The following is a 26,909-nucleotide window of genomic DNA, read 5'->3' on the forward strand; positions in this document are numbered from 1 at the left end:
AAAAAATTTTTGGGGTATTGCTTTTTTAAAAATATATTTGTATGTATTAAAGAAAAGTTAAAATGATACACACAACTCACACATTACGAGTACGTTACGGAGAAACAGATCCTATGAAATATGTCTACTATGGCAACTATGCAGAATACCTAGAAGTTGCTAGAGTTGAGCTGTTTAGAACCCTGGGAATTTCATACGATGAAATCGAAAAACGTGGGATTTGGCTACCTGTTTCAGAGTATAAAATCAAGTATTTAAAACCTGCTTTTTATGACGAAATTTTAGAAATTCATACGTATGTAAAAAAAGTTCCGGGAGTAAAAATAGAATTTGAATATGAAATTTATAATGATTCTAAACAAAAAATCACAGAAGCATCTACTACTCTATTTTTCTTAGACGCTACAACCAACAAAGTGTCTAGATGTCCTGATTTCTTAATGGAACTCATCCAAGAAAATTGGAAGGAATAAGCAAAAAAAAACAAAAATAAAAAAGTGAGATGACAAAAATCATTTCACTTTTTATTTTACCAAATTCTTTATCAAGATTTTACAAGAATTTTCCAGATTCTAATTCATACGGTTCTTTTCCTTTTTCAAAAATTCTAGTCAATTGCGTTCCTTCTGTTGTAATTTTATCACCAAGAACTCTAATCCAGTTCCCTTCTCTTAAACCAACTACTTTTACCTCATTTTGAGTAAGGAATTCTTTAATTCTGGTTTCTCTTGTTTCTCCGTTGTGCTTCAAATTTGGATTTGGGTCTAAATAATGTGGATTGATATTAAACGGAACCAATCCCATACAGTCAAAACTTGGCGGATATACAATTGGCATATCGTTCGTAGTTTTCATGTTAAGGCCTGCAATATTGCTTCCTGCAGAAGTTCCTAAATACGGTTTACCAGATTTTACATTTTCTGCTAAAACAGTCATTAAATTTTCTTCGTGTAAGGTTTTCACGAGGAGAAAAGTATTTCCTCCACCTGTAAAAAAGCCTTTTGCTTCTTTTACCGCTGCCATTTTATCCTCGAATTCATGCAATCCTTTTACCTTAATATTAATTTGTTCAAAAAAATCTCTCGCAATTTGCGTGTATTCTTCATGTGAAATTCCGCTGGGTCTTGCAAAAGGAATAAAGATAATTTCGTCTATTCCGCTGAATAATTCGGCAATTTCTTCTTTGATATATTCTAAATATTTCCCACCAAAAAGTGAAGAGGTAGAAGCTAATAAAACGTTCATGGAGTTATAAATGATGAGTGATAAGTTATAAATGTTAAATATTAGTCGGCAAATTTATGTGAAAAATATGAAAATTGAACCAAAATTGCGCCCCAGATTGAGCGGCATGTTTGAGCTCTCCCAAAAAAAGCAAAGGTTTTGGTTTGGATTTTTTGGGAAGCGAGTAGCGAAAGCTGGAAATGTGCGCCAAAAAAACTATAAACTAATTCCTTAAAACTAATCCCTAATCATTATCTTTGCAAAAAATAATTTTAACATGAAATTTTTTATTGATACAGCTAATCTAGACCAAATTAGAGAGGCACAAGATTTAGGAATTCTAGACGGTGTTACGACCAATCCAAGTTTAATGGCGAAAGAAGGCATTTCTGGAGCTGAAGCAATTAAAAATCACTACAAAACGATTTGCGAAATCGTAGATGGTGATATTTCTGCGGAAGTTCTAAGTACCACTTACGAAGAAATGATTAAAGAAGGAGAAGAATTGGCTGCAATTCACCCAAACATCGTGGTAAAAATTCCTATGATTAAAGACGGAATTAAAGCATTAAAATATTTTACAGATAAAGGAATTAAAACCAACTGTACTTTAATTTTTTCTGCTGGACAAGCGCTTCTTGCTGCAAAAGCTGGTGCTACTTACGTTTCTCCTTTCTTAGGAAGATTAGATGATGTTTCTACAGACGGATTAGCATTAATCGAAGAAATTAGAATTATTTTTGATAACTACGATTACAAAACTGAAATTTTAGCAGCTTCTATTCGTCATTCTATGCACATTATCAACTGTGCTAAGATTGGTGCAGATGTAGTAACTACACCTCTTGCTCCGATTTTATCTTTACTAAAACACCCTTTAACTGACAACGGTTTAGCTCAGTTTATTGCAGATTCTAAAAAGATGATGTAATTTTTGCTAAAAATTAAACATAAAAAAATCCTGAAAATTTAGATTTTCAGGATTTTTCATTTTTTATTGAAGCAAGTCTAACTCTAAAAGATTGTTGTCTCGCTTATTATTTTCTTTGACTTGTTGTTCCCTTCTTTTAATCATTTCCGATGCAGAAATTTCGTTTCCGTTTTGGTCTCTGAACTGAAGTACTGCTCCATTTGCCATCGCCATTTTCATGGATTTTGCTGGATCATTTCGGTCTTCTAGAAATATCTTTTTGTATTGCTCTTGATTGACTTCTATATATTTATCATTACCTACAAATTCAGAAACTTTTTGAATTTCCTCTTTATATTTCCCTACTGCTTTTAGTTCAAAAACGTGAGATTGAGTAGCATCTTCTAGTTTCACAATCAATCCTGGCAATCCTCTAAATTTATACGGACCATCTTGAAAAGGCAATTCCTCGGTAAACCAAACTGTCCATTTTCTTCCTGCAAATTCTGTAACCGCTTTTTGCGCTTCGAACTCTCCTATTTTTTGTTTTTCTGGAAGAATTTTCCATTGAATTTTTCTTTTGTCCCAAACTTTATAAGCATCCATTCCGCTTCTGGTTAATGAATACGTTTCGAAAGAAGGATAATTTTTGTGAATTTTATAGCGTACACTGCCTTTTCTCATAGACATAGCTTTCATATCTACATTCATGCTTCCCGTTGCTTTTATTTGCTTCTCAAAAGCTGCCGTCATGATAGAATCTGAAACATAAACTTCTCTACTGTAAAACTTAGAGCCTTTCTCCGAAATATCCAGATACATAAGTTCTGATTTCACGTCCGCTTTGTTGGTAGAATCCGTCACAAATTTATAATCATAGATAAATCTATTCTGCGCCGAAAAGACTGCTGAAATCAATAAAAAAGTAAAAAGTAATTTTTTCATAGGTGTATTAATTTAAAAAATCCTTCAAGATTTTTAAACTTGAAGGATTTTAAGTTTTTATTTGGTTTGAATTCTTATTTCGCCTTCTTCTTTGCCATTATTCACGTTTTTATTTACGTTTACCGTAGCGATATCATTAGGATTTAATTTATCCATTTCTTCTTTGGTAGAAAGTTTACCATTGATATAATATTTAATCGATTTATCCGAGAAAACTTTCATTGATTTTAATCCTTCAACTTCACTATTTTTAGTTGTTAAATTATACTTTATTTTATCTGCGGAAACATTTACTACTCCATCTTTTGGGACATTAGCATCTACAGTAATTATCCAAGGATTGTTCTGAGCATATTTTCTAGAAATTTCTGCCTGTTGTTTGGCAATTTCGGCTTGTTTCTTGGCGAGTTCTGCTTGTTTTTGTGCCAAATCTCTTCTTTCTTTTGAAAGTTTTTCTAGTTTTTTCTGTTGTGCTTTAGAAAGTTTAGATTTATCAGTCCAGTTAAAATTCTCAATATTCATCGGCGGAAATGACTGAACTTTTCCATCATTTTTTTTATGAAATTCAACTTTTTTAATTTTTACTATTCCATTTTTAAATTCTTTAGAATTAAGCTTTTTCTCTAATTCTTTCATTGAAGAAAAATTATTACTTGTATTATCAACAAAAATTTTATATTCTAAACCATTATCTAATTCTTTATTAAATTCTAAATTATTTAGTTTAAATCCTTCAATTTGATCTAAACCGTTTTTCATCTCCATCAAAAAAGATATTTCATCTTTATATCCATCAGAATTAGCAATTCTATCAATTTCGTTTCCAAGATTTTCTAATTCTTTGGCTTTCAGTTCATAATCATAACTATCTGCACCTTTTTCTTTAGCAATTTTCTGTAACTCTTCAGATTTTTTACGAGTTTGTTCGCTAAGTGTAGCTATTTTTTCGTTCTCTTTTTTAATTTTTTCAGAAGCTTTATTAATTTTCGCCTGTTGAGCTTCTAACAGTTTTTGCACATCTTTTTCTTTAACAGTATCTTTTTTAAGTTCCTGAACCGCAACTTCTATGGCTTTATTTTGCTTTTTGATTTCTATATTTTTAGCATTAACCAATAGCGCAAAGGAAACCCCGAAAAGAATTGGCAAAGCCAAAATTCTACGCGCATAACTGTATTTTGTATTTTTTTGTGTAAGCATTTTTAGTCGTTTTTTAAGGTTTGATGATAAAAACGGACTGGTTGCAGGCAATACATTTCCGGAGAAATTACTCGCCAAAAGCATCTGCGCAAATGCTCTAGTGTCCGCGTTTTTCACAGCTTTCTTGTCTGCCAAATATTCATGAATAAGGGTGATTTCTTTTTTGATGAAGTAAAAAATTGGATTAAACCAAAACAGCGATTGAATAATTTGGACAAACAGTTTATCAAAACTGTGTTTTTGTTCTATGTGTACCATTTCGTGTTTCAGGATTTGTTTTCCTAAATCTGAGTTGATCAGAATCGATTTTTTCCAAAACAAATTTCTAAAAAACGAAAACGGAGCATCATGCAAATTGGTGTTATAAAAGGTAATTCCTTCTATGCTTTCCTTCGGAAATTCTTTTTTGAGTTGATGAATTTTCACCAATCCTAAAGTTAATTTAGCCAAAAGAAAAAAGGAAACTATTCCTAAAATCAAAGCTCCAAAATTCCAAAAATTGAAAGAAATTCCAACTTCTTGAGAAGAATTTTGGTTGAATTGATTCAGCAATAATAAAATTCTACTATCAGTTTCTATAGTAAAATATTCTACTTTTAAAAGCGGCAACAAAAGACTTAAAACCATCGTTCCCAGAAGGTAAAATCTGTTATAATGGTGAAAAGTTTTGTCGCGAAGAAACAAAAGATAATACGCCGACATCACTGCCGAAACTAAAATCATCTTTCCGAAATACAGGAATATTGTTTCCATAGTTTTTGTTTTAAGTGTTGATTAATAAGTAATTGCGAATGACGAAGCTGTTACACTTCTTACTCATTATTTTTTCAGTTCTTTTAGAAGCATCTCTAAATCTTCTACACTCATCTCATTTTTTTCTACCAAAAATGAAACAGCGTTTCTGTAAGAACCTTCAAAATAGTTCTTCACCAAACTTTTTATGGATTTTCCGCTGTAGGTTTCTTTAGAAATAAGCGGGAAATATTCGTGTTGTCTTCCGTGAACATAATGCCCTACAAACTCTTTTTCCATCAAAATTTTTAAAATGGTAGAAACAGTGTTGGTATGAGGTTTCGGTTCTGGAAAAAGCTCTAATATATCTTTTAAGAAACCTTTTTCTAGCTCCCAAAGATATTGCATTACTTGTTCTTCTGCTTTTGTAAGTGTTTTTGCTGTCATAATCATTACATCATTATTGATAAGAAAAAATTAACTATTTCTAAAATCAAATTTAACAAAAAAGAAATCATAACTAATAATTTAGTGATACAAATTTAGAAAAGATTTTCTTTTATCACTAAAAAATTAGTTAAAATATTGTTAAATTTTTATAATGTAATGAAAATCAATGAAATAAATTAATTTTTAGGAATACTTGAAGCCTTTCGCACGAAATAATTATCGGTAGAACTATTGCCTCTTAATCGGTAAAAACCACAATTCCCCCAAGAAGCAGGAACATCTGTAATGGTCATATCTTCGCCAGTATCATTTGAAACGTGTGCGGAAATCATATTTTGCCACTTTTGAATTCTTTGTTGACTGTAATCGAGATAAAATAAATCGTATTTTTTGTCAATCAAATCATTGAGGTATTTTACATATTGAGTTTTGTATTCAGGAATAGATAAAACTTTTGAAACCAAAGGATTTTGGTCACTTTTTCCCCAAGTTAAAGGATTCTGAATGCCAGAATCTGTCATCAGAAGAGATGTTCCCAAAGTATTGTCATAATCATAAGGAATGAAATAAAATTTTCCTGCAGCATCAAAATAGAAATAAAAATTATTAGAATTATTCCAATAATCGTCCCACATTCCTACCATTACATTTACGGCGTAAGTTTTCAAAAACAGATTGACATCCATTTTTTGTGAAATATAAGTTTTAAAATCATCTCCATTTTTGGAATTAACATTCGTGATGAAATCTGCTAATTGTGTTTTGGCTGTCTCCAAATTAGATTTACTTCCTTTGTAATCGTAAATTGGTGTATTGGTATACGTTAAAGTCACATCTTCAATTCCCATATTCGAAGTGGAAGCATCTTTAAAACTCGCTCCCCAATTTGCTTTCCATAAATTTCCAGTCGTAGAAAAAAACGTACTTCTATTGGCTAAATAAACATCGTCAACAGGTTCTTGCAACTGATAAACTCCAAAATAAGCGGCTTTGTTATCTCCAGTCACTTTAATGGTGAGTTTACAATAACTGGATTGTGGTGCAGTCCAAACTCCAAATTTCTCAAATAAATCATAAGAATAGATTTCTCTGGCATACATGGCATCATCTTTAAACCATTTCAACACTACTTTTTCTGAATTATGAAAGAGTTGGGATTTATTATATTTCTTGAAACTCACGGTAAAACTTGCATGATGCCAATCTGGATTGGTCGCATTATGCGTTTCTCCGGGATTTCCTTCCGGTCTTCTTCTGCTGGTATTTCCTTTCAATCTTAATCCTATATTATCTAAAATTTCTGTAGTTCCGTTTTTAAGCCAAGTGAATTTCCCGGTTACATATTCTTCATTATTGGGATTTTGGTCGTAATAATTCAAAAATTTATTCCATTCTGCAAGAGAAACTTCTACCGTAATTTCGGGCAATGCATCAATATCATAAATGAATTTTTGAGAATCTGTTTGAAAATAAGGCGGTTGATAAGCCTGTTGAAACAACGGAGGATCTGGAGTGATAGGATTGTTCTCTTCTTGATTTCTACAAGTGACTAAAAGTAAAAGAATACTGAACAGAAAAAACTTTTTCATTGCTAAATTTTCAGCTAAATTAAGACAAAGAAAATGATTGAAATAATAATTCTGAATGATTTTTAATGGCTTTTCTGTGTATTCCACTACTCTATTAGCCTACTTTTTCTTATTTTTAAAACTTGAAATAAAATTTTTCTAGCTCATTTTCAATTCCTTAAATTCAATTTTCAATTAAGATTTGCAATTTTAAAATTTATTCGTATCTTTGCACCACAATAACGCGAGATGGAGCAGTAGGTAGCTCGTCGGGCTCATAACCCGAAGGTCACAGGTTCGAGTCCTGTTCTCGCTACTAAGTTAAGAAGAGAATCAAAAATTTTTGATTCTCTTTTTTATTTCTTACCTTTGAGTATGGCAAAAATCCTGAAAATATATCCAGATAATCCTCAAGAAAATTACATGAATGAGGTAATTAAAACGTTGCAAGATGGTGGATTGATTATTTATCCTTCAGACACAGTTTATGCGTTGGGTTGTGATATTTACAATGTAAAAGCCATGGAAAAACTCGCTCGACTTAAAAATACTACACTAGACAAAGCGCAATTTTCTATTATTTGTAACAATCTCAGCCATCTTTCAGAATTTACTCGTCCTATCGAAACGTCTACTTTCAGACTTTTAAAATCTAAAATTCCAGGACCTTTCACCTTTATTTTAGAAGCCAATAAAAATTTACCATTGACTTACAAAGGCAAAAAAACCGTAGGAATTAGAGTTCCAGACCACCCAATTCCGCAGTTAATTGTGGAAAAATTAGGTCATCCCATTGCTTCTACTTCCATAAAAGATGATGACGAAGTCATAGAATATTCTACCGACCCAGAACTCATTGCAGAGAAATACGACCATTTGGTAGACATTGTCATCGATTCTGGCTATGGAGATAATGTAGCTTCTACCATTGTAGATTTAACTAGCGGTGAACCAGAAATTTTACGTGAAGGAAAAGGAATTCTGTAAAAGTGTCAGTCTGAGCGAAGTCGAAAACTTCGGGCGTCAATTTGACTCCTAAAGTCGTCGAACCACTTCGTTAGGTTTCCGCTTTCCGCTCCCACTTTTTTGCTACATTACATTTCGCAAAAAGAGTTCCGTTTCAGTCGGGGCGCATTTTTCGTCTATGATAATAATAGTCGGGAAAAATCAAAATTTGTCTTATTTTTGAACATTCAAAATCTAAAATTCAAAATTCATAATTTAAAATTTTTATGAAAATCATTACTTCTCCAGCAAAACTGATGAATGTAGAAAATTCTACAGAATTTTTGAAATCTACCACTCCAAAATTCATAGAAGAAGCGACTTTAATACATTCTTATCTCAAAGAAAAAAGTCCACAATATTTATCAGAATTAATGGAAATTTCAGCAAAATTAGCAGATGAAAACTGGCACAGAAACCAAGTTTGGAAACCAAAACCAACTGCCAAAGAATCTGCTCCTGCCCTTTTTGCTTTTACAGGAGAAGTTTACAGAGGTCTTGATGCGAAAACGTTAAGCAAAGACGCTGTGGATTATCTTCAAAAAAATCACAGAATACTTTCTGGTTTGTATGGATTATTAAAACCATCAGACAAAGTAATGCTTTACCGTTTAGAAATGGGAAGAAATTTCGAATTTGAGCATTATAAAAATCTATATGAATTTTGGAGTGAAAAAATCACAGAACAAATCAACTCAGAACTTAAAAAAAATGAATTATTGCTCAATCTAGCAAGTAATGAATACGGGAAAGTCATCAACAGAAAAAAACTCAACAATCCTGTTGTAGATTTTGAATTTTACCAAACTCAACCGAACGGAAAACTGAAAACCATCGTAGTTTACACCAAACATGCGAGAGGTTTAGTCGCTAGATTTTGCGCTGAAACCAATGCCAAAACATTGAATGATGTAAAAGCGTTTAACTATGAAAATTATTTGATTAACGAAGAATTATCAACAGACCAAAAATTGGTTTTTGTAAGGTAATTTTATAATGATTTTCAAATAAAATATAAGAAAAAGTCCTTTGGAAAGATAGAAATTTGCCATATCACAATCACAAATTATTAATTAAAAAAAGATAAGTATGGCAACTCTTACAAAAACAAAAAAGACGACAACTAAAACTTCAACTCCTAAAACTACTGCAGTAAAAACTGTAAAAGCAGAAAAAGTTCCTGCTAAAAAAGACGCTGCAAAAGATTTAACAGATTTATTTGAAGATGGACTAAAAGACTTGTATTGGGCAGAGAAAAATCTCCTAAAAAACATGCCGAAAATGCATAAAAATGCAAGTTCTGCAGAACTCAAAAAGTCTTTAGAAGACCACATGAAAGAAACAGAAAATCAAATTAAAAGAATTGAAGATTGTTTCAAAGAATTAGGAAAAAAACCACAAGCTGCTGTTTGTGATGCCATGAAAGGCTTATTAGAAGAAGGAAAAGGCATTATGGAAGAAACAGAAATGGGTGCAGTAAGAGATGCAGGAATCATTGCTGCAGCTCAAAAAATGGAACATTACGAAATTGCTTCTTATGGTACACTCGCAGCTTTTGCAAAAGTATTAGGATACAAACAAAGCTTAAAATTATTATTAGCCACTTTAGAAGAAGAGAAAAAATGTGACGAACATTTAACTCAAATTGCAGATACCAATCTGAATACTAAAGCAAAATAATTTATATTTTTACTTTACATAAAAAACCGATTTCAACATCGGTTTTTTTTAACTTTAAAAATCGTGAAACTGATAGAATTTCGCAAAGAAGGCATTTATTGTAAGAAAGGAGATTTCTACATAGACCCTTGGTTTCCTGTAAAGAAAGCCGTGATAACGCATGCTCACGCAGATCATGCAAGATGGGGAATGCAAGAATATCTTTGTACTCACGAGACAAAACCTATCCTAAAATCTAGAATTTCAGAAGATATTTCGGTACAAAGTTTAGCTTACGGTGAAACACTAGAAATCAACGGTGTAAAATTAAGTTTTCATCCTGCTGGTCATATTGTTGGTTCTGCACAAGTCCGTTTAGAATATAAAGGTTTTGTGACGGTAATTTCTGGAGATTATAAAATTCAAGATGATGGAATTTCTACACCTTTTGAAATTTTAAAATGCAATGAATTCGTCACTGAATCTACTTTTGGACTGCCAATTTATCAGTGGAAATCGGTAGAAAAAATCAACCAAGAAATTCAAAATTGGGTGATAGAAAACCAAAAAATGAACAAAACATCTGTCTTTTTTGGTTATTCTCTAGGCAAAGCCCAACGTTTAATGAAAGCTTTAGAAGGAATCGCAAACATTCATGTACATTCCTCGATTCATCGATTGAATGAGGCAATTACTTCGACAGGATTGATTTTACCAGAAACTCAACTTTTAGAAATTGATGATAAGAAAGCATTAGAAAATCAAATCGTCATCGTTCCGCCAGCTTTATTGGGAACGAATATGATTAAAAAAATTCCAAATGCTGCTACCGCAATTTGTTCAGGTTGGATGCAAGTGAGAGGAAGAAGACGCTGGAAATCTGCAGATGCAGGTTTTGCGATTTCGGATCACGCCGATTGGAACGGATTATTACAAACCATAAAATCTACAGAAGCCGAAAAAGTATACGTAACGCATGGTTCTACTGAGATCTTCTCAAAATATTTAAATGAAATCGGAATTTCTGCCGAAGTGGTGAAAACCAAATTTGGCGAAGAAGAACAAGGAGACGACAATATAGAACCCGAAAATCAAGAAGAAAATACTAATTCAGAATTGTAACCCATGAAGCAATTTTCACAATTATTTTCTACGTTAGAAACGTCTAATAAGACCAACGACAAAATTTCGGCGTTGGTACATTACTTTACTACCGCAACAGAAGAAGACAAATTGTGGCTGATTGCACTTTTCACAGGAAAACGACCAAAAAGACCTGTAAAAACCAATTTTCTAAAACTTTGGGCAATGGAAATTTCTGGAATTCCAGAATGGTTATTTTTAGAAAGTTACGCTTCTGTCGGCGATTTAGGCGAAACCATCGCACTTTTATTGCCACCTTCTGAAAATTCTATTGACCAATCACTTTCCGTTTGGATGAAAGAAATTATCGCGTTACATGATAAAACCGATGAAGAAAAAAAAGAATTCGTTACAAATGCCTGGAAAAACCTTGACACGCAAGAAAGATTGATTTTCAACAAATTAATTGGCGGAAGTTTCAGAATTGGCGTTTCTCATAAATTATTGGTGAACGCACTTTCAAAATATTCAGGAATTGATGAAAACGCTTTAATGCATGCCATTATCGGAAAATGGAAAGTAGAAGAAACTCAATTTTCTGAATTGATTAATGGCGAAAACATCAATACAGACGCATCAAAACTCTACCCTTTTTGCTTGGCATATCCATTAGAAAACGAACTAGAAAAGTTAGGAGAAGCAAAAGATTGGCAAATAGAATATAAATGGGATGGAATTCGTGGACAAATTATTAAAAGAAATGAAGAAATTTTCATCTGGAGTCGTGGCGAAGAATTGGTAACAGAACAATTTCCTGAACTCGTAGAAAACATCAAAAAAATTTCTGGAAACTTCGTTTTAGATGGAGAAATTTTAGCCATTAAAGAAGGGCAAGTTCTCAACTTTAATGACTTGCAAAAACGTCTGAATCGAAAAAATGTTTCTAAAAAAATGATGGAAGAAATTCCAGTAGGCGTGTACGTTTATGATTTATTAGAACTTGATTTTGAAGATTTACGAAATGAGAAATTAGAAATTAGAAGACAGAAATTAGAAAATCTCATTCAAAATGCTGAAAATTTCAAATCTCAAATTTCAAATCTCAGATTGTCAGAAATTATCGATTTCAATAATTGGGAAGAACTTCATGAAATTCGAGAAAAATCTAGAGAAATCAACTCAGAAGGATTAATGCTGAAAAGTAAAAATTCTATATATCATGCGGGAAGAAAAAAAGGAGATTGGTGGAAATGGAAAGTTGCTCCACTCACGATTGACGCAGTACTCATTTACGCGCAAAAAGGCTCTGGAAGAAGAAGCGCTTATTATACAGATTACACTTTTGCGATAAAAGACGGCGAAAAACTCGTCACCATTGCCAAAGCATACTCTGGTTTAACAGATAAAGAAATTATGGAAATCAATAAATTTATCCGCAATAATTCTTTAGAAAAATTCGGACCTGTGAGAACCGTAAAACCCGAATTGGTTTTCGAAATTGCCTTTGAAGGAATTGGTTACAGCAGTCGACATAAATCTGGTGTTGCAGTGCGTTTTCCAAGAATTTTAAGATGGCGAAAAGACAAAACAGCTGACGAAATTGACACCATAGAAACAGTAAAAAGTTTAATTAATTGAAAGTTGAAATTTGAGAATTGAAAATTATTAATAATGCCAAATCTGTAAAATCTGTGAGAAATATTTTATGAAAATCCAAAAAACCCAAGGTTACCAAATAATCCAAAATTGGTTGAACGAAAAAGGTCAAAAACCGTTTTCTTTTCAAGAGGAAACTTGGGATTTGTATGCTCAAAATTTTTCAGGATTGGTAGTGGCTCCAACTGGTTTTGGAAAAACATTTTCGGTATTTTTAGCTGTTATCCATAATTTCCTCAATCATCCAGAAAAAGTAAAGACAAGTCGAGACTTGTCCAAATTACAACTGCTTTGGGTAACTCCACTTCGTTCGCTTTCCAAAGACATTGCAAAAGCCATGCAAACTGCTATAAATGAAATCGGTCTGGATTGGACAGTTGGCGTAAGAAACGGCGACATTTCTGCATCAGAAAAGCAAAAACAGACCAAAAACATGCCCGAAATTTTGGTAGTAACTCCAGAAAGTTTGCATTTGCTTCTCGCTCAAAAATCTAAAACCAAATTTTTTGAAAATCTACAATGTGTCGCTGTAGATGAATGGCACGAATTGCTCTCTTCAAAACGAGGCGTGATGGTAGAATTGGCACTTTCGCATTTACGGAGCATTTCTAAAAATTTAAAAATTTGGGGATTAACCGCCACCATCGGAAATTTAGAAGAAGCGTTAGAAGTTTTAGTTCCTTATGAAACTCCCAAAAAAATAGTTCTCGCCAAAGAAAAAAAGAAAATAGAAATCCTCTCTGTTTTACCAGATGAATTAGAACTTTTGCCTTGGGCTGGACACATGGGAAGCAAAATGACAGAAAAAATTCTTCCGATTATCGACCAAAGCAAGACTACTCTCATTTTTACCAACACCAGAAATCAGGCGGAAAATTGGTATCAAAATTTATTAGCAGCCACTCCAGATTTGGCAGGTCAAATCGCGATTCATCACAGCTCGATAGACTTTGAACTCAGAAATTGGATTGAAGATAATTTAGCTTCGGGTTATTTGAAAGCGGTAGTTTCTACCTCTTCTTTGGATTTGGGCGTAGATTTCAAACCTGTGGATACCGTGATTCAAATCGGTTCTAGTAAAGGAGTTGCAAGATTTTTACAAAGAGCGGGAAGAAGCGGACACTCTCCTTTTGAAACTTCTAAAATTTATTTCGTTCCTACCCATTCTTTGGAATTGATAGAAGTGGCAGCGTTGAAAGAAGCGCATAAGCAAAATCTAATCGAGAAAAGAGAGCCAGTTGTTTTAGCTTTTGATGTTTTGGTGCAATTTCTCGTGACTTTGGCTGTTGGTGAAGGTTTTAGAGAAGAAGAAATCAAAAAACAAGTCAAAGAAACTTTCTGTTTTCGAGAAATGACCGATGATGAATGGAAATGGATTTTACAGTTCATCACTGTTGGTGGAAAATCCCTAAAAAGCTATGAAGAATTCCAAAAAGTAGTCATAGAAGACGGAATTTACAACGTCAAAAGCAGAAGAATTGCGATGCTTCATCGGATGAATTTAGGCGCAATTGTAAGCGATGTGATGATGAAAGTGAAATTTTTCGGAGGTGGTTACATTGGCATGATTGAAGAGTTTTTTATTTCCCGTTTGAACAAAGGAGATGCTTTTATTTTAGCAGGAAGAGTTTTAGAAATTGTGAATATTAAAGAACAGGAAGTTCAGGTAAAATTAAGCTCAAAAAAACGCGGAATTGCAGCGAGTTACGCAGGTGGAAGATTGCCCATGACTTCCTATTTGTCTCATTTTTTACGAGAAAAATTAAATGATTCACTTTCCCCAAATCCTAAAGAAAAAGAACTAAAATTTCTACAACCGTTGCTTCTAGACCAAGAAGGCGTTTCTCACATACCAAAATCTGATGAATTTATGGTGGAACTCATCGAAAACAAATACGGAAATCACCTTTTTATGTATCCTTTTGAAGGAAGATTGGTTCACGAAGTGATGTCTGCTTTGGTAGCGTACAGAATTTCTAAAATTTTCCCCATTTCGTTTATCATGGCGATGAATGATTACGGTTTCGAACTGAGTAGCGACCAACCGATTCCTTTAGAAGAAAAACATTTGCAACAAATATTGAGCAAAGAAAATCTCATTCAAGATGTTATGGCAAGTATCAATGCTGCGGAAATGGCCAAAAGAAAATTTCGAGATATTGCGGTTATTTCTGGCTTGGTTTTACAAAATTATTACGGCAATAAAAAGAAATTTAAAAGCATTCAATCTTCGTCAAACCTTATTTTTAAAGTATTGGAAGATTACGAACCAGATAATTTGCTTTTGAGACAAGCTTACACCGAAGTTTTTAACAATCAGTTAGAAGAAGTACGATTAAGAGAAGCTTTTGAGAGAATTTCTTCCTCTAAAATTGTATTCGAAAAAACCACACAATTTACACCACTGAGTTTCCCTATAAAAGTAGACAGCCTTCGTCAATCGCTTTCTAGTGAAGATTTATTGACCAGAATCGAAAGAATTAAAACCGCTGGAATTCCTAAAAAAAGAAATCGCTTTTCTCGATAATTTTTCTCGTATTTTTGCAACATGATTTCTGAAATTTCTATCAATTTTGCTGGAGAACAATTGACGCTCAACCAATACCGAAGTATTTTTTGGGACAAAGAAAAATCTTTGATTTTGTCTGATTTACACTTAGGAAAAACAGCACATTTCAGAAAAAACGGCATTGCTTTACCCAATGGTGTGATTGAAAAAGATTTAGAAAATCTCCAAAAATTAATAGAACATTATGAGCCTGAAAAGATAATTATTGTTGGCGATTTATTTCACGCAGAACTGAATTCTGAAATAGAAATCTTCAGAAAATGGTTTGAGAATTTTAACACGATAAGATGGTTGCTCGTGAAAGGAAATCATGATAGATTTTCTAAAAAATTCGGAATTGAAGAAACTGAAATTTATGAAAACGAAAATCTTATTTTTTCTCACGAATCTTTAGACTCTATTCAAAAACCACAAATTGGTGGGCACATTCATCCAGGCGTTACCTTAATGGCACAAAACAGACAGAAATTAAAATTTCCATGCTTTTTAGTCTCGGAAAATCAAATTATTTTGCCTGCATTCTCTCAATTTACGGGACTTGACACCAATTTTGAGAAAAAGCAAAATTCCACTTTTAAAAAATATATTATTACCGGTGAAAAGTTAATTGAATGGTAAAAAAGCCCGCAATAAATTGCGGACTTCGATATATATTGAGTGCTTCTAGATTGAAATTTGTCCTTCTACTCCATCACTGTTATCGGTTTTATTACCAGTAACAATCGCAGTAGCAAATGACAATAAAGTAACGAGTTTACCAGCTTTAGTATCCCAATAATAAACATCTTCTGGAGCAATTCTCAGAATAGAAACATTCGGGTCATCTTTGCTATCAAACCAAGCGTTGGCAAATACACTCCATTTTTCTTCTATTGTAGATTTATCATCATAGATAAACGCTTTGCCATATACAGAAAGATATTCGCTGTCGCTATTATTCATAAAATAAAGTTGAACTCTAGGATCTCTTTCGATTTCCATATTTTTATTGCTTTCTTTGCTCGAAATAAACCAAAGATTTCCTTCATCATCGCATTCTTGCAAACTCATCGGTCTAGAATTGGATGGTAATTGGTCTAATTCGGTCACAAACATACACGTTCTCGCTTTTTCTGAAAGCTCTTTAAGCTTTTCTATAGCTTCTTTTTGAAATAAATTTTGGGTTGACATAAATTTTGTGATTTGGTGATTGATATAATGTATTTGTGTTGTTTAATACGTTTTAATGTTTAAAATTCCATTAAATCCTAAGAAAAGATTTCTGATTTTGTGATAAAAATTCACCGTTTCTAGATTAATCATTTCGTTGGTTTCTTCTATTTCTGTTATAATTTTATTTCTCAATCTTCTAATAGAAAAAGAATTAATAGCCAAGCGTTTTTTGCTTCTATTCTTTTTTTCAATGACCAATTGAGAACTCATCATCGGATTGAGATGAAAACTAATGATTTGTTCGTCTGGAAAATTGGTTTCTTCTAAATCTCTTATTTGAAACCAATCATAGCAAGTAGTTTTCTGATTTTCATCGGTCACGCAGATTCTAATCAGGTCGCCATTTTCTATTTTTCCCGTTTTTTCTTCTCCATGCTTGTTGCAGAGTTGAAAATGACAATGTTCCTTGTCTTTAACCAAGTTCCAATGCTCTACGTTGTAGAGATTTTGTTTTAAATTTTTAAAAATTTCTTTAGCATTGTTGTCGTTTTCAAGTAGAATTTCCGAAACAGAACTGCTTTTGGTTACGGTAATTTGAGGATTTTTATTTTCGTTCATAGCAAGAGTTTTTGATGTTAAAAATTAAAGGTCAATTTGTTCAGAAGTCCATTTTACGGCTGTATCGTAATCTTTTTTATCAAATCCTTTGAACTCGCCAATCATAATTTTGCTAAAAACTTCTGTAAAATTTTGTATAGATTGCGAATCATATACAATAGCTGCTCGATGCCATTTGGTTATAGTTTTCACTCCCATCAAAGCATCTTGAAACCATGCTCCTATAGAAAATTTCGCTAAATCAGTTTCGATGACCAACATGTAATTCAACTTATCTTTTTCCTCGATAAATTTTTCTACTTCTGGCATTACTACGTCTATAAAATCTTTTGCTGAAACTTCGTCCGTGGCTAAAAAGCCCACCATATTATCTGGTAATTCTTTGATTCTAGTAATCATTACTTTTATTTTTTGACAAATTTCAGAGATTAAGCTCCGAAACATATTACAGAATATTTAGGATAATTTATATAATTTTGTAAAATGCAATTTCAAGATTATTTCCCCTCGTTTTCCGAAGTTTTAGCGACTATTTATTCCAAAGAGGAAAGCAGAATTCTTTACCGATATTTCTTAGAAGATTTTCAAGAAAGAAAAGTAGAAAATCAAGCTGCGGAATTCAAAAAAGTAACTGAAGAACTCAAAAAAGGAAAACCATATCAACAGATTTTGGGATATACAGAATTTTATGGAAATAGATTTTTTGTAGACGAAAACGTCTTAATTCCTCGTCCTGAAACAGAAGAATTGCTAGAATTGGCGATTAATAAGATTCGAGATTCGAGATTCGAGATTCGAGATTTTAAAATTCTTGACGTTGGAACAGGAAGCGGAATTATCCCAATTACTTTGAAAAAACATTTCCCAAATGCGGAAATTTCAGCGATGGATATTTCTGAAAAAGCACTTGAAATTGCCCAAAAAAATGCAGACTTTTATGAAACTGAAATTAAATTTTTACAAGCAGATTATCTGAATACAAATTTGACCGAAAAATATGATGTGATCATCTCAAATCCTCCCTACATAGGCATAGATGAAAATACGGAAATCGAAGATTCGGTAAAAGGTTTTGAGCCCAATATCGCTTTATTTTCACCAACTTCTGATGCACTTATTTTCTACCGAAAAATTGCAAAAGACTGTGAAAATCATCTCAATGAAAACGGTTTATTTTTCCTTGAAATCAATCAAAAATTAGGAAAAGAAACGCTCGAATTATTCAGAAATTTCTCAGAAAGCGAATTGATAAAAGATTTATCGGGAAATGATAGATTTGTGATGGGAAAAAAATAGATTAATCTCTCACAAATCACACAGATTTTCACAGAATAATCTATAAATAAATTACACAATTGGACAAAAATCATTTATATTTTACAATTAATGATTTATTGAAATTAATTCATTTCAGTTCAGAATTGAAAACAAGTTTCTTTAATTTATCTAGGATTAGATCTGGTTTTTCCTGAAAAAAATCCACACTCATTATTAATGGTGTTTTTTCAGTATAATTTACTAAGTGGAAATTTAATTTTTTCAAGAAATTTGTTTCTTCTTTAATGAATTTTTTTGAATCTTTAAGGTGAATTCTTATGTAAATATTTCTATTGATTTTTTTTACATCAAAATTTTTTATGTCTGAAATTTTAACGATTTTCACATCACCACAGATTAAAAAACCATTTCTATTTTCATAAAAAACGTTCCCTTTAATAATTTTTCTTATCAACGAAACAAAAAAGTACAAAAATAAAAAAACAATAAAACCACAAAAAAACCTTAATAAATTAGGACTTTTATAGAAAAAATGTCCTACATAACTGTATTTGCTGTATGATTCTGGTCGTTTTGAAGTTAAATCTTCAGCGTTTATAAAATCATAAGAAAAAAGTAAAATGATTAAAATTGAAAATAACATCCACAAAAACATTTTCTTGCGATTATATTCAAAACTAATCATCTTAAATTTTATAAAATCAATAAAAATTCTACCCAATTTTCTTCTTCACAAAAACTTGGTAGCTCATGTAAATCAAAGGAAGTGACATCACAAGCAAATAAACTGCATTATTCATGGCGATTTCTGGTTCTAGCGCAACCGCGTAAACCAATCCAAAAGCAGCACCACCTAAATGTGCAGCATGACCAATATTATCATGCGGTCTTGGATTAAGCATCATGTAAACCGAATACCCAAAATATAAGGCTCCAAAAATATAACCAGGCAAGAAATTTACTTCAATTTCGTTGGGCGCATAAGCTACTGCTGCAAATAAAATCCCAGAAACGCCACCACTCGCTCCAATTGCCGAATACCAACTTTGTCTTTTATACAAATACAAAGAAAATAAATTCCCAATAACAATTGAGCCTAAATACACCAACAAAAATCCTGAAATACCATATACATATAAAACGATTGGTGCAAAGAAATACAGCGTCAACATATTAAAAAACAAATGTCCCCAATCTGCATGAAGAAATCCTGCAGAAAGCAGTCTGATGTATTCTTTTCGATTTTGTATCGCAGAAACATTGAACTTATATTTTTCAAAAAGTTGAATGTTTTGGAATCCCATAATACTGATGACTACAGTAATGGCAATGATTATTAATAATATTGGATGCATACTTTTTTAATTATTCATTATTTTCATCAATGGAGAACAAATCTCCGATTTGACCTTCTTCTGGAATTTCATTAACTTCAGAATCTGCATTAGCTTCTTCACTTTCAGATTCCTCTGCTTCAATAATTTCATCTTCCAAAGGTTCTGGAATAGTGATGTTAATAGATTTTACTTTTTCTTTGATAAACTGATTTCCGATGGCTTTAATACCTTTCACGGCGATAAATTCATCAATATTGATGATTTCTGGCTCTTTTTCTTTGCCTGATTTATCTTTCGGGAAGATAATTTCTGCAGTACAACCATCAGAAGTTCCCACAAATTCTACGAAAGATTTCGGATGTTCACTTGGCATAAAATGCTGAACGTTTGTAGTGTTTTCCAGCAAGAAACGTTTGATGAAATAGATTCCTTTTTCGCCATCAAAATAGATACACGTAATCGGTTGTTCTGGCTTCCATTTTTCGAGAATTAAATATTCGTCATCAAAACGATTTAGCAAGTCAAAAGTCACCAATTTGGCTTCACCATTTTGATTTATGGTTAATATCTTATCATCACCTTTGAAACTGCCCAATAATGTACCTCTTCCGTCAGCATTCAGTCTGCGAACCGTATCATCAAACCAAATTTTTCTAGGAGCCAAAGTAGAAACGCCTTCTTCTTTTAAATCGACTTTCTTCACTGCATATTTGGTTACGAGATTTCCTCTGGAATCTCTTCCTTTAATCGCCAATTCTGAGAAATCAATCTCAATTTTATTTTTTCTCACTCTGGAATTTGGCTTTAGTAAAACAGTTACCGTTTCTGCTTCACCATTTGGATTGGCAGAAAAATACAACATTTCCGAACCTTTTTTGTCTGAAGCCAATTTGTAATCCGTATTTCTGGTAACACCTGTTACAGAAAAACGTTTCATGTAGTAAGGACCTTCTTTTCCTTCACGATAAATCATGTTGTAAACGGTACGTTTGTCTCCTTTTTTGAAAACGCCAACGTGTACAATATTCTTCCCGATGAAAGTTTTGGCTTCTACTTTTACCACTTTCATTGTTCCATCTTTTTGGAAAGTGATGATGTCATCAATATCCGAACAATCAAAAACGTATTCGTCTTTTTTAAGCGAAGTTCCAATGAAACCTTCTTCTCTATTGACATAGAATTTTTCGTTAGCCAAAACGACTTTGGTAGCATCAATATTATCAAAAACTCTAAGTTCTGTTTTACGTTCTTTGTCTTTTCCGTATTTTTTCTGAATATTGGTAAAATAATCGATGGCATAAGCAATCAAATTCGCTAAGTGATGTTTCACCTGTTCCATTTTACTTTCTAGAGCGAGGATATTTTCTTCGGCTTTATCTCTGTCATAACGAGAAATTCTCATGAAAGGAAGTTCCGTCAACTTGATGATATCTTCTACCGTAACTTCTCTCATTAGCTTTTTAATAAAAGGTTTCAGTGCTTTATCAATCGCTTCATAAACTTCTTCTTTTGAGTTTTTACCTTTAATTTCTTGGTAAATTTCATTCTCAATGAAAATTCTTTCTAAACTTGCAAAATGCCACTTTTCTTCGAGTTCATGGAGTTCTATTTCTAATTCTTTTTTCAACAAAGAAACAGTGTGGTCTGTATTTCTTCTGAGAATTTCAGAAACCGAAAGAAACTCTGGTTTGTCGCCTACAATAACACACGCATTTGGCGAAATAGAGACTTCGCAATCGGTAAAAGCATATAACGCATCTATGGTTTTGTCTGGAGAAACGTCATTCGCTAAATGAATATTAATTTCTACCTTATCAGAAGTATTGTCTTCAATTTTTTTGATTTTGATTTTCCCTTTTTCGTTGGCTTTGATTACAGAATCTATTAAATCGCCTGTATTTTTAGAAAAAGGAAGCTCGGTAATGCAAAGGGTGTTTTTATCTTTTTGAATAATTCTGGCTCTAGTACGGAGTTTTCCGCCACGTTGCCCATCATTATAATTGCTAACATCTAATAAACCTCCCGTTTGAAAGTCTGGATAGAGTTCAAATTTTTTGCCTTTCAAATAAGCTACAGAAGCACTTAAAAGTTCATTAAAATTATGAGGCATAATTTTGGTAGAAAGTCCTACCCCAATTCCTTCTACACCTTGAGCCAAAAGCAAGGGGAATTTTACAGGTAGATCAATCGGTTCATTATTTCTACCATCATAAGACTTGCTCCATTCTGTAGTTTTCGGGTTGAAAACCACTTCCAAAGCAAAAGGAGTCAATCTTGCTTCAATATATCTGGCTGCCGCTGCAGAATCTCCGGTGTAGACATTTCCCCAGTTTCCTTGAGTATCAATGAGCAATTCTTTTTGGCCAATTTGCACCATTGCATCCGTAATAGAAGCATCACCATGAGGATGGTATTTCATGGTATTTCCTACAATATTGGCAACTTTATTATATCTACCGTCCTCTAATTCGCGCATAGAATGCATAATTCTACGCTGTACTGGCTTAAAACCATCATAAATAGACGGAATGGCTCTGTCTAAAATTACGTAAGAAGCGTAATCTAGAAACCAATCTTTATATAAACCTGATACTTTTTTTAAGGATTCTTCCTTGTGCTCGTGTCCTTCCATTATTAACCTTGCGTTTTACCTTCTTTGTTTGCTTTTTTCAAATATTTCCAATTCTTAGAAACAATTATGCGTCGTTCAGAACCTCTTTTTTATCAATATCTGGGTCTTCCACCACTAAGTTTTCTAAAATGAAAGTTTGTCTGTCTGGAGTGTTTTTACCCATGTAAAACTCTAACAAATCATTAATGGTACTGTCTTTACCAATGACTACTGGTTCTAGACGAATATCTTTCCCTATGAAATGTTTAAATTCATCAGGTGAAATTTCTCCCAAACCTTTGAATCGGGTGATTTCTGGATTTTTGCCTAATTCATTCAGTGCTTTCAAACGTTCTTCTTCAGAATAGCAATATCTGGTTTCTTTCTTATTTCTCACCCTGAAAAGTGGAGTTTGCAAAATATACAAATGTCCATTTTTAATTAAATCAGGGAAAAATTGTAAGAAAAACGTAATCATCAACAATCGAATGTGCATTCCGTCTACATCGGCATCAGTAGCAATGATAACATGATTATAACGCAAATCTTCTAAACTATTCTCAATATTTAGTGCAGCTTGAAGAAGGTTAAATTCTTCGTTTTCATACACAATTTTCTTGGTCAAACCATAGCAGTTAAGAGGTTTTCCTTTCAATGAAAACACCGCTTGAGTTTCTACATCTCTTGATTTGGTAATAGAACCAGAAGCAGAATCTCCCTCAGTAATGAAAATCATGGTTTCAGATTTTCTAGAAGCTTTTTGGTCATTGTAGTGTTGTCTACAATCTCTCAGTTTTTTATTGTGAAGCGAAACTTTTTTCGCTCTTTCTCTCGCCAGTTTCTGAATTCCCGAAAGTTCTTTTCTTTCTCTTTCAGAAATGATGATTTTTCTTAAAATTGCTTCGGCAACTTCTGGATTTTTGTGTAAAAAATTATCAAGTTTATTTTTTAAGAAATCAATGATAAAAGTTCTTACAGAAGGACCATTTGGACCAATATCGTTTGAACCCAATTTGGTTTTGGTTTGAGACTCAAAAACAGGTTCTTCTACATTAATCGAAATAGCGGCAATAATAGATTTTCTAATATCTGCTGCTTCAAAGTTCTTGTTGAAAAATTCTCTAATCGTTTTTACATACGCTTCACGGAAAGCATTAAGGTGTGTTCCACCTTGTGTAGTATTTTGTCCGTTTACGAAGGAGAAATAGGTTTCGGTTTGTGATTTATCAGAATGGGTAATCGCGAGTTCGATGTCTTCATCATTCAAGTGAACAATTGGATACAGAATTTCGCCTTCTAATTCTTCTTCTAACAAGTCTTTTAATCCGTTTTCAGAGTAATACGTTTCTCCGTTAAAGATAATTTTAAGACCAGGATTCAGATAAGCGTAATTGCGAAGCATTCTTTCGATATACTCTTTTCTGAATTTAAAATGCGTGAAAATACTGTAATCAGGAATGAAAGAAATTTCGGTTCCGTTTCTGTCTGAAGTATCGGTTTCAGGATGGTTTTCGGTGATATTTCCTTTAGAAAACTCTGCCACTTTCATTTTTCCATCACGGAATGAGCGCACTCTAAAATAATCAGAAAGTGCATTTACCGCTTTAGTACCTACACCATTAAGACCTACAGATTTTTTGAAAGCTTTAGAATCATATTTACCACCTGTATTCATTTTAGAAACTGCATCTACAACTTTTCCTAAAGGAATACCACGACCATAATCTCTGATGGTAACTTTACCTTCATCTAATTTAATTTCGATTCTTTTTCCAGATTTCATACGGAATTCATCGATAGAGTTATCAATGATTTCCTTTAACAAAATATAAATCCCATCATCTGCAGAAGAACCGTCTCCTAGTTTCCCAATATACATACCAGGACGAAGACGAATGTGTTCCTGCCAATCGAGCGTTCGTATGTTTTCTTCTGAATAATTTACCTGTAGATTCTCACTCATATATTTCCTGCTTTACCGCGTGAAAGTTAATTAAAACCAATAACTCACAAATTTAACGAAACTAAATTTATGGAAGAAATTTTGTGGAAAAGTTTTTTTTAGCGAGAATTTATCATACATCAATGCAATAGCGTATAAACTAAACTATATTTGTAGTTCAAATTAGGAAAATTATGAAAATAAATATTTGGAGTGACGTTCGTTGTCCGTTTTGCTTTGTAGGAAAAAAGAAATTTGAAAAAGCATTAGAAAAATTTCCTCACGCCGAAAAATTAGAAATCACTTGGCACAGTTTTCAATTAGACCCACAATTGGTAACGCAGCCAGAAGTGAGTCCATATGAATATTTTGCGAAAGCGAAAGGAATTACCATAGAAAGAGCAAAAGCCATGCATGAAGGTGCAGCAATGGCTGGAAAAGAAGCGGGAATCGACTTTAATTTTGATGATTCTAAAGTGGCTAATTCTTACAAAGCACATTTGCTGATTCAGTTGTCAAAAACTAAAAATTTAGCCAATGAAATGGAAGAAGCGCTTTTTGAAGCACAGTTTTTAGACGGAAAAAACATCGATGATGAGGAAACATTGATTCAGTTGGCAAAATCTATAGGAATCAATGAAGATGAGGCTAAAAACGCCTTACAATCTGATGAATTGGGTTATCTCGTGAAACAAGATATACAATTGGCTGCACAATTAGGAATTAATGCAGTTCCTTTATTTGTGATTAATGACAAATATGGAATTTCTGGTGCACAACAACCTGAATTGTTCTTGGAAGCATTAGAAAAAACTTGGGAAGAGTTTTCAAATGGTGACAAAGGTTTACAACTCATCAATTCTGGAGATTCTTGCGACATAGATGGAAATTGCGATTAAAATAAAAAAGCGAACCTTAAAAAGTTCGCTTTTATTTTTGAAATCAATAGTTAAATATTAAAATCCGTCTCCATCGAGCATATTTCCTAATTTCCCTAACACACTTCCTTCTTCTCTTCTTCCAGAAGGACCTGCATATTGTAAAATTCTGCTTGCCAATCTACTGATAGGAAGCGTCTGAATCCAAACTTTTCCCGGACCTTGTAATTGTGCAAAAAATAAACCTTCTCCACCAAAAATGGTATTTTTAATTCCGCCAACAAACTGAATATCGTAAGAAACGGTTTGGGTAAAGGCTACAATACAACCAGTATCTATTTTTAAAATTTCACCGGGTTGCAATACTTTTTCTACCACATAACCACCACTGTGCACAAATGCCATTCCGTCTCCTTCTAGTTTCTGCATAATGAAACCTTCTCCTCCGAAAAGCCCGGTTCCTAATTTTCTTTGAAATTCTATCCCTACAGAAACGCCTTTTGCAGCACAAAGAAAACTATCTTTTTGACAAATCACTTTTCCACCTAAATCAGACAAATCTAGAGGAATAATTTTCCCAGAATAAGGCGCAGCAAAGGTCACTTGTCTTTTCTGATAAGAAGTATTGGTATAAACCGTCATGAAAAGATTTTCTCCTGTCAACAATCTTTTTCCTGCAGAAAATAGTTTTCCTAATAATCCGCCAGTTTCTGTTCCATCGCCAAAAAGAGTTTCCATTTGGATACCATCTGTCATCATCATAAAACTTCCAGGTTCAGAAATCACTGCTTCTTGTGGATCTAATTCTATTTCAACACATTGCAATTCTTCACCGTGAATTTTGTAGTCTATTTCGTGATTGTTCATTATTTTTATTTTTTTACAATTAGTTTTGAAACCATTGAAATCGTTACAAAAAAATCGAGCAAATTACTTTGCTCGATTTAATATAGTTAAGTTTTTCCTTATAAAATTTTACACGTTAAAACGGAAATGCATTACATCACCATCTTTTACGATGTATTCTTTTCCTTCTACTCTCATCTTTCCAGCTTCTTTTACTTTCGCTTCAGAACCATAGCTCACGAAATCATCATAACCGATAACTTCTGCTCTAATGAATCCTTTTTCAAAATCAGTGTGAATTACACCAGCAGCTTGTGGAGCAGTCCAACCTTTACCAATTGTCCAAGCTCTTACTTCTTTAACTCCAGCTGTAAAATACGTTTGAAGGTGCAATAAATCGTATGCTTTTCTGATCAATCTGTTAACTCCTGGTTCTTCAAGACCTAATTCTTCTAAGAACATTTGTCTTTCTTCGAAAGTTTCCAGTTCATTGATATCAGCTTCGATTTGTGCGGCTAAAACAACTACTTCAGCGTTTTCTTTAGCAGCCATTTCTTCGATTTTAGCAATCCATTCGTTACCGTTTTTTATAGAATTTTCATCAACATTACAAACGTAAAGCACAGGCTTTTTGGTTAACAAGTGAACCTCATCAATAATCGATTGAGTAAAATCATCTGTAGGGAATTCTCTTACGTTTTTACCGTCTTCAACAAATTTTTGCAAATTCTGAAGCGTTTCGTAAGTTAAAATATCTTCTTTTTTACCAGATTTAATGAATTTTTTAGCTTTTTCAACTGCTTTACCAAGTGTTTCAAGGTCTTTTAACTGAAGTTCTATGTCGATGATTTCTTTATCTCTCATTGGATCTACAGAACCTTCTACGTGAACGATATTTCCATTATCAAAACATCTTAAAACGTGAATAATCGCTTCACATTCTCTGATATTTGCCAAAAACTGGTTTCCTAAACCTTCCCCTTTAGAAGCACCTTTTACCAAACCTGCAATATCTACAATTTCTACCACTGCTGGTAAAACACGCTCTGGATTTACCAATTTTTCTAACTCAAAAAGACGAGGATCTGGTACAGAAACTGTTCCTAAGTTAGGTTCGATTGTACAAAACGGATAGTTCGCAGATTGTGCTTTGGCGTTGCTAAGACAGTTAAATAAGGTTGATTTACCTACGTTTGGTAAACCTACAATTCCACATTTCATTGTAATTTATTATTTGAAATTTGAAGTT

25 protein-coding genes and 1 tRNA gene are annotated in these 26,909 nt (G+C 33.0%); 13 read left to right on the plus strand and 13 right to left on the minus strand.

Annotated elements, in window-relative coordinates; genetic code table 11:
* Nucleotides 1–62 precede the first annotated feature (62 nt).
* Nucleotides 63–473: an acyl-CoA thioesterase gene (locus C3729_RS08590; RefSeq protein WP_104793789.1), complete on the plus strand. Its 411-nt coding sequence runs from the start codon at nucleotides 63–65 to the stop codon at nucleotides 471–473.
* 79 nt (nucleotides 474–552) lie between these two features.
* Here C3729_RS08590 and pepE read toward each other — a convergent pair whose 3' ends face one another.
* Nucleotides 553–1,245, minus strand: a complete 693-nt coding sequence (gene pepE, locus C3729_RS08595; protein WP_104793790.1) for a dipeptidase PepE — start codon at nucleotides 1,243–1,245, stop codon at nucleotides 553–555.
* Nucleotides 1,246–1,312: 67 nt separating this feature from the next.
* On the opposite strand from pepE, the gene C3729_RS13230 reads away from it, so the two are divergent.
* Both C3729_RS13230 and fsa read left to right on the plus strand, forming a co-directional pair.
* A complete protein-coding gene (locus tag C3729_RS13230; RefSeq protein ID WP_165785749.1) occupies nucleotides 1,313–1,459 on the plus strand; it encodes a hypothetical protein in 147 nt (48 codons plus the stop codon).
* Nucleotides 1,460–1,501: 42 nt separating this feature from the next.
* Nucleotides 1,502–2,155 carry a fructose-6-phosphate aldolase gene (fsa, locus tag C3729_RS08600; protein WP_069798232.1) on the plus strand — a complete coding sequence of 218 codons (654 nt, stop codon included), beginning with the start codon at nucleotides 1,502–1,504 and terminating at the stop codon, nucleotides 2,153–2,155.
* Between the two features lie 63 nt (nucleotides 2,156–2,218).
* Here the strand turns inward: fsa and C3729_RS08605 are convergent, their stop codons facing one another.
* The 4 genes from C3729_RS08605 to C3729_RS08620 form a co-directional block, all read right to left on the minus strand.
* Nucleotides 2,219–3,079, minus strand: a complete 861-nt coding sequence (locus C3729_RS08605) for a GLPGLI family protein (protein WP_104793791.1) — start codon at nucleotides 3,077–3,079, stop codon at nucleotides 2,219–2,221.
* Between the two features lie 57 nt (nucleotides 3,080–3,136).
* A complete protein-coding gene (locus tag C3729_RS08610) occupies nucleotides 3,137–5,029 on the minus strand; it encodes a M56 family metallopeptidase (protein WP_104793792.1) in 1,893 nt (630 codons plus the stop codon).
* Nucleotides 5,030–5,095: 66 nt separating this feature from the next.
* On the minus strand, nucleotides 5,096–5,455 hold the full coding sequence (locus C3729_RS08615; protein WP_104793793.1) for a BlaI/MecI/CopY family transcriptional regulator: 360 nt from the start codon (nucleotides 5,453–5,455) through the stop codon (nucleotides 5,096–5,098).
* Nucleotides 5,456–5,634: 179 nt separating this feature from the next.
* Entirely contained in the window at nucleotides 5,635–7,047 is a 1,413-nt protein-coding gene (locus tag C3729_RS08620) for a CotH kinase family protein (protein ID WP_133159966.1), read from the minus strand.
* A 222-nt stretch (nucleotides 7,048–7,269) separates the two neighbouring features.
* Here C3729_RS08620 and C3729_RS08625 point away from each other — a divergent pair.
* The 8 genes from C3729_RS08625 to pdeM all read left to right on the plus strand — a co-directional run bounded on the left by C3729_RS08625 (nucleotide 7,270) and on the right by pdeM (nucleotide 15,616).
* A tRNA-Met gene (locus C3729_RS08625) sits at nucleotides 7,270–7,342 on the plus strand.
* 59 nt (nucleotides 7,343–7,401) lie between these two features.
* Nucleotides 7,402–8,013, plus strand: coding sequence for an L-threonylcarbamoyladenylate synthase (locus tag C3729_RS08630; protein WP_104793795.1), 612 nt, complete (start codon nucleotides 7,402–7,404; stop codon nucleotides 8,011–8,013).
* Nucleotides 8,014–8,258: 245 nt separating this feature from the next.
* Nucleotides 8,259–9,020: a peroxide stress protein YaaA gene (gene yaaA, locus C3729_RS08635; RefSeq protein ID WP_104793796.1), complete on the plus strand. Its 762-nt coding sequence runs from the start codon at nucleotides 8,259–8,261 to the stop codon at nucleotides 9,018–9,020.
* Between the two features lie 100 nt (nucleotides 9,021–9,120).
* Nucleotides 9,121–9,711, plus strand: coding sequence for a ferritin-like domain-containing protein (locus C3729_RS08640; protein ID WP_104793797.1), 591 nt, complete (start codon nucleotides 9,121–9,123; stop codon nucleotides 9,709–9,711).
* A gap of 63 nt (nucleotides 9,712–9,774) precedes the next feature.
* The gene (locus C3729_RS08645) at nucleotides 9,775–10,812 is read left to right on the plus strand and encodes a ligase-associated DNA damage response exonuclease (RefSeq protein ID WP_104793798.1); all 1,038 of its coding nucleotides are present in this window, start codon (nucleotides 9,775–9,777) and stop codon (nucleotides 10,810–10,812) included.
* A gap of 3 nt (nucleotides 10,813–10,815) precedes the next feature.
* Nucleotides 10,816–12,411 (plus strand): ATP-dependent DNA ligase, encoded by a 1,596-nt coding sequence (locus tag C3729_RS08650; protein ID WP_104793799.1) that lies wholly within the window; start codon nucleotides 10,816–10,818, stop codon nucleotides 12,409–12,411.
* A 67-nt stretch (nucleotides 12,412–12,478) separates the two neighbouring features.
* Nucleotides 12,479–14,956 carry a ligase-associated DNA damage response DEXH box helicase gene (locus C3729_RS08655; protein ID WP_104793800.1) on the plus strand — a complete coding sequence of 826 codons (2,478 nt, stop codon included), beginning with the start codon at nucleotides 12,479–12,481 and terminating at the stop codon, nucleotides 14,954–14,956.
* A 21-nt stretch (nucleotides 14,957–14,977) separates the two neighbouring features.
* Nucleotides 14,978–15,616 carry a ligase-associated DNA damage response endonuclease PdeM gene (gene pdeM / locus C3729_RS08660; RefSeq protein WP_104793801.1) on the plus strand — a complete coding sequence of 213 codons (639 nt, stop codon included), beginning with the start codon at nucleotides 14,978–14,980 and terminating at the stop codon, nucleotides 15,614–15,616.
* 45 nt (nucleotides 15,617–15,661) lie between these two features.
* On the opposite strand, the gene C3729_RS08665 is transcribed toward pdeM, so the two are convergent.
* The 3 genes from C3729_RS08665 to C3729_RS08675 are packed head-to-tail and all read right to left on the minus strand — an operon-like array spanning nucleotide 15,662 to nucleotide 17,167.
* Nucleotides 15,662–16,168: a pyridoxamine 5'-phosphate oxidase family protein gene (locus C3729_RS08665; protein ID WP_104793802.1), complete on the minus strand. Its 507-nt coding sequence runs from the start codon at nucleotides 16,166–16,168 to the stop codon at nucleotides 15,662–15,664.
* A 42-nt stretch (nucleotides 16,169–16,210) separates the two neighbouring features.
* Nucleotides 16,211–16,768: a hypothetical protein gene (locus tag C3729_RS08670; protein WP_104793803.1), complete on the minus strand. Its 558-nt coding sequence runs from the start codon at nucleotides 16,766–16,768 to the stop codon at nucleotides 16,211–16,213.
* 24 nt (nucleotides 16,769–16,792) lie between these two features.
* Nucleotides 16,793–17,167, minus strand: coding sequence for an STAS/SEC14 domain-containing protein (locus C3729_RS08675; protein ID WP_104793804.1), 375 nt, complete (start codon nucleotides 17,165–17,167; stop codon nucleotides 16,793–16,795).
* Nucleotides 17,168–17,251: 84 nt separating this feature from the next.
* Between C3729_RS08675 and prmC the strand changes: the two genes are divergently transcribed.
* Nucleotides 17,252–18,064 carry a peptide chain release factor N(5)-glutamine methyltransferase gene (gene prmC / locus C3729_RS08680; RefSeq protein ID WP_104793805.1) on the plus strand — a complete coding sequence of 271 codons (813 nt, stop codon included), beginning with the start codon at nucleotides 17,252–17,254 and terminating at the stop codon, nucleotides 18,062–18,064.
* 695 nt (nucleotides 18,065–18,759) lie between these two features.
* Here the strand turns inward: prmC and C3729_RS08690 are convergent.
* From C3729_RS08690 to C3729_RS08700, 3 genes are all read right to left on the minus strand, one after another.
* Nucleotides 18,760–19,401 (minus strand): rhomboid family intramembrane serine protease, encoded by a 642-nt coding sequence (locus tag C3729_RS08690; protein WP_104793807.1) that lies wholly within the window; start codon nucleotides 19,399–19,401, stop codon nucleotides 18,760–18,762.
* Nucleotides 19,402–19,411: 10 nt separating this feature from the next.
* Nucleotides 19,412–22,015, minus strand: a complete 2,604-nt coding sequence (locus C3729_RS08695; RefSeq protein ID WP_104793808.1) for a DNA gyrase/topoisomerase IV subunit A — start codon at nucleotides 22,013–22,015, stop codon at nucleotides 19,412–19,414.
* Between the two features lie 64 nt (nucleotides 22,016–22,079).
* Nucleotides 22,080–23,957: a DNA topoisomerase IV subunit B gene (locus C3729_RS08700; protein WP_104793809.1), complete on the minus strand. Its 1,878-nt coding sequence runs from the start codon at nucleotides 23,955–23,957 to the stop codon at nucleotides 22,080–22,082.
* Between the two features lie 173 nt (nucleotides 23,958–24,130).
* Between C3729_RS08700 and C3729_RS08705 the strand changes: the two genes are divergently transcribed.
* Nucleotides 24,131–24,835, plus strand: coding sequence for a DsbA family protein (locus tag C3729_RS08705; RefSeq protein WP_104793810.1), 705 nt, complete (start codon nucleotides 24,131–24,133; stop codon nucleotides 24,833–24,835).
* Between the two features lie 57 nt (nucleotides 24,836–24,892).
* On the opposite strand, the gene C3729_RS08710 is transcribed toward C3729_RS08705, so the two are convergent.
* Together C3729_RS08710 and ychF are read right to left on the minus strand one after the other, a co-directional pair.
* Nucleotides 24,893–25,681 (minus strand): TIGR00266 family protein, encoded by a 789-nt coding sequence (locus tag C3729_RS08710; RefSeq protein ID WP_069798490.1) that lies wholly within the window; start codon nucleotides 25,679–25,681, stop codon nucleotides 24,893–24,895.
* A 108-nt stretch (nucleotides 25,682–25,789) separates the two neighbouring features.
* Nucleotides 25,790–26,881, minus strand: coding sequence for a redox-regulated ATPase YchF (gene ychF / locus C3729_RS08715; protein ID WP_104793811.1), 1,092 nt, complete (start codon nucleotides 26,879–26,881; stop codon nucleotides 25,790–25,792).
* Nucleotides 26,882–26,909 lie beyond the last annotated feature (28 nt).

The sequence above is a fragment of the Cloacibacterium normanense genome, from assembly GCF_002943105.1.
Taxonomy (GTDB): domain Bacteria; phylum Bacteroidota; class Bacteroidia; order Flavobacteriales; family Weeksellaceae; genus Cloacibacterium.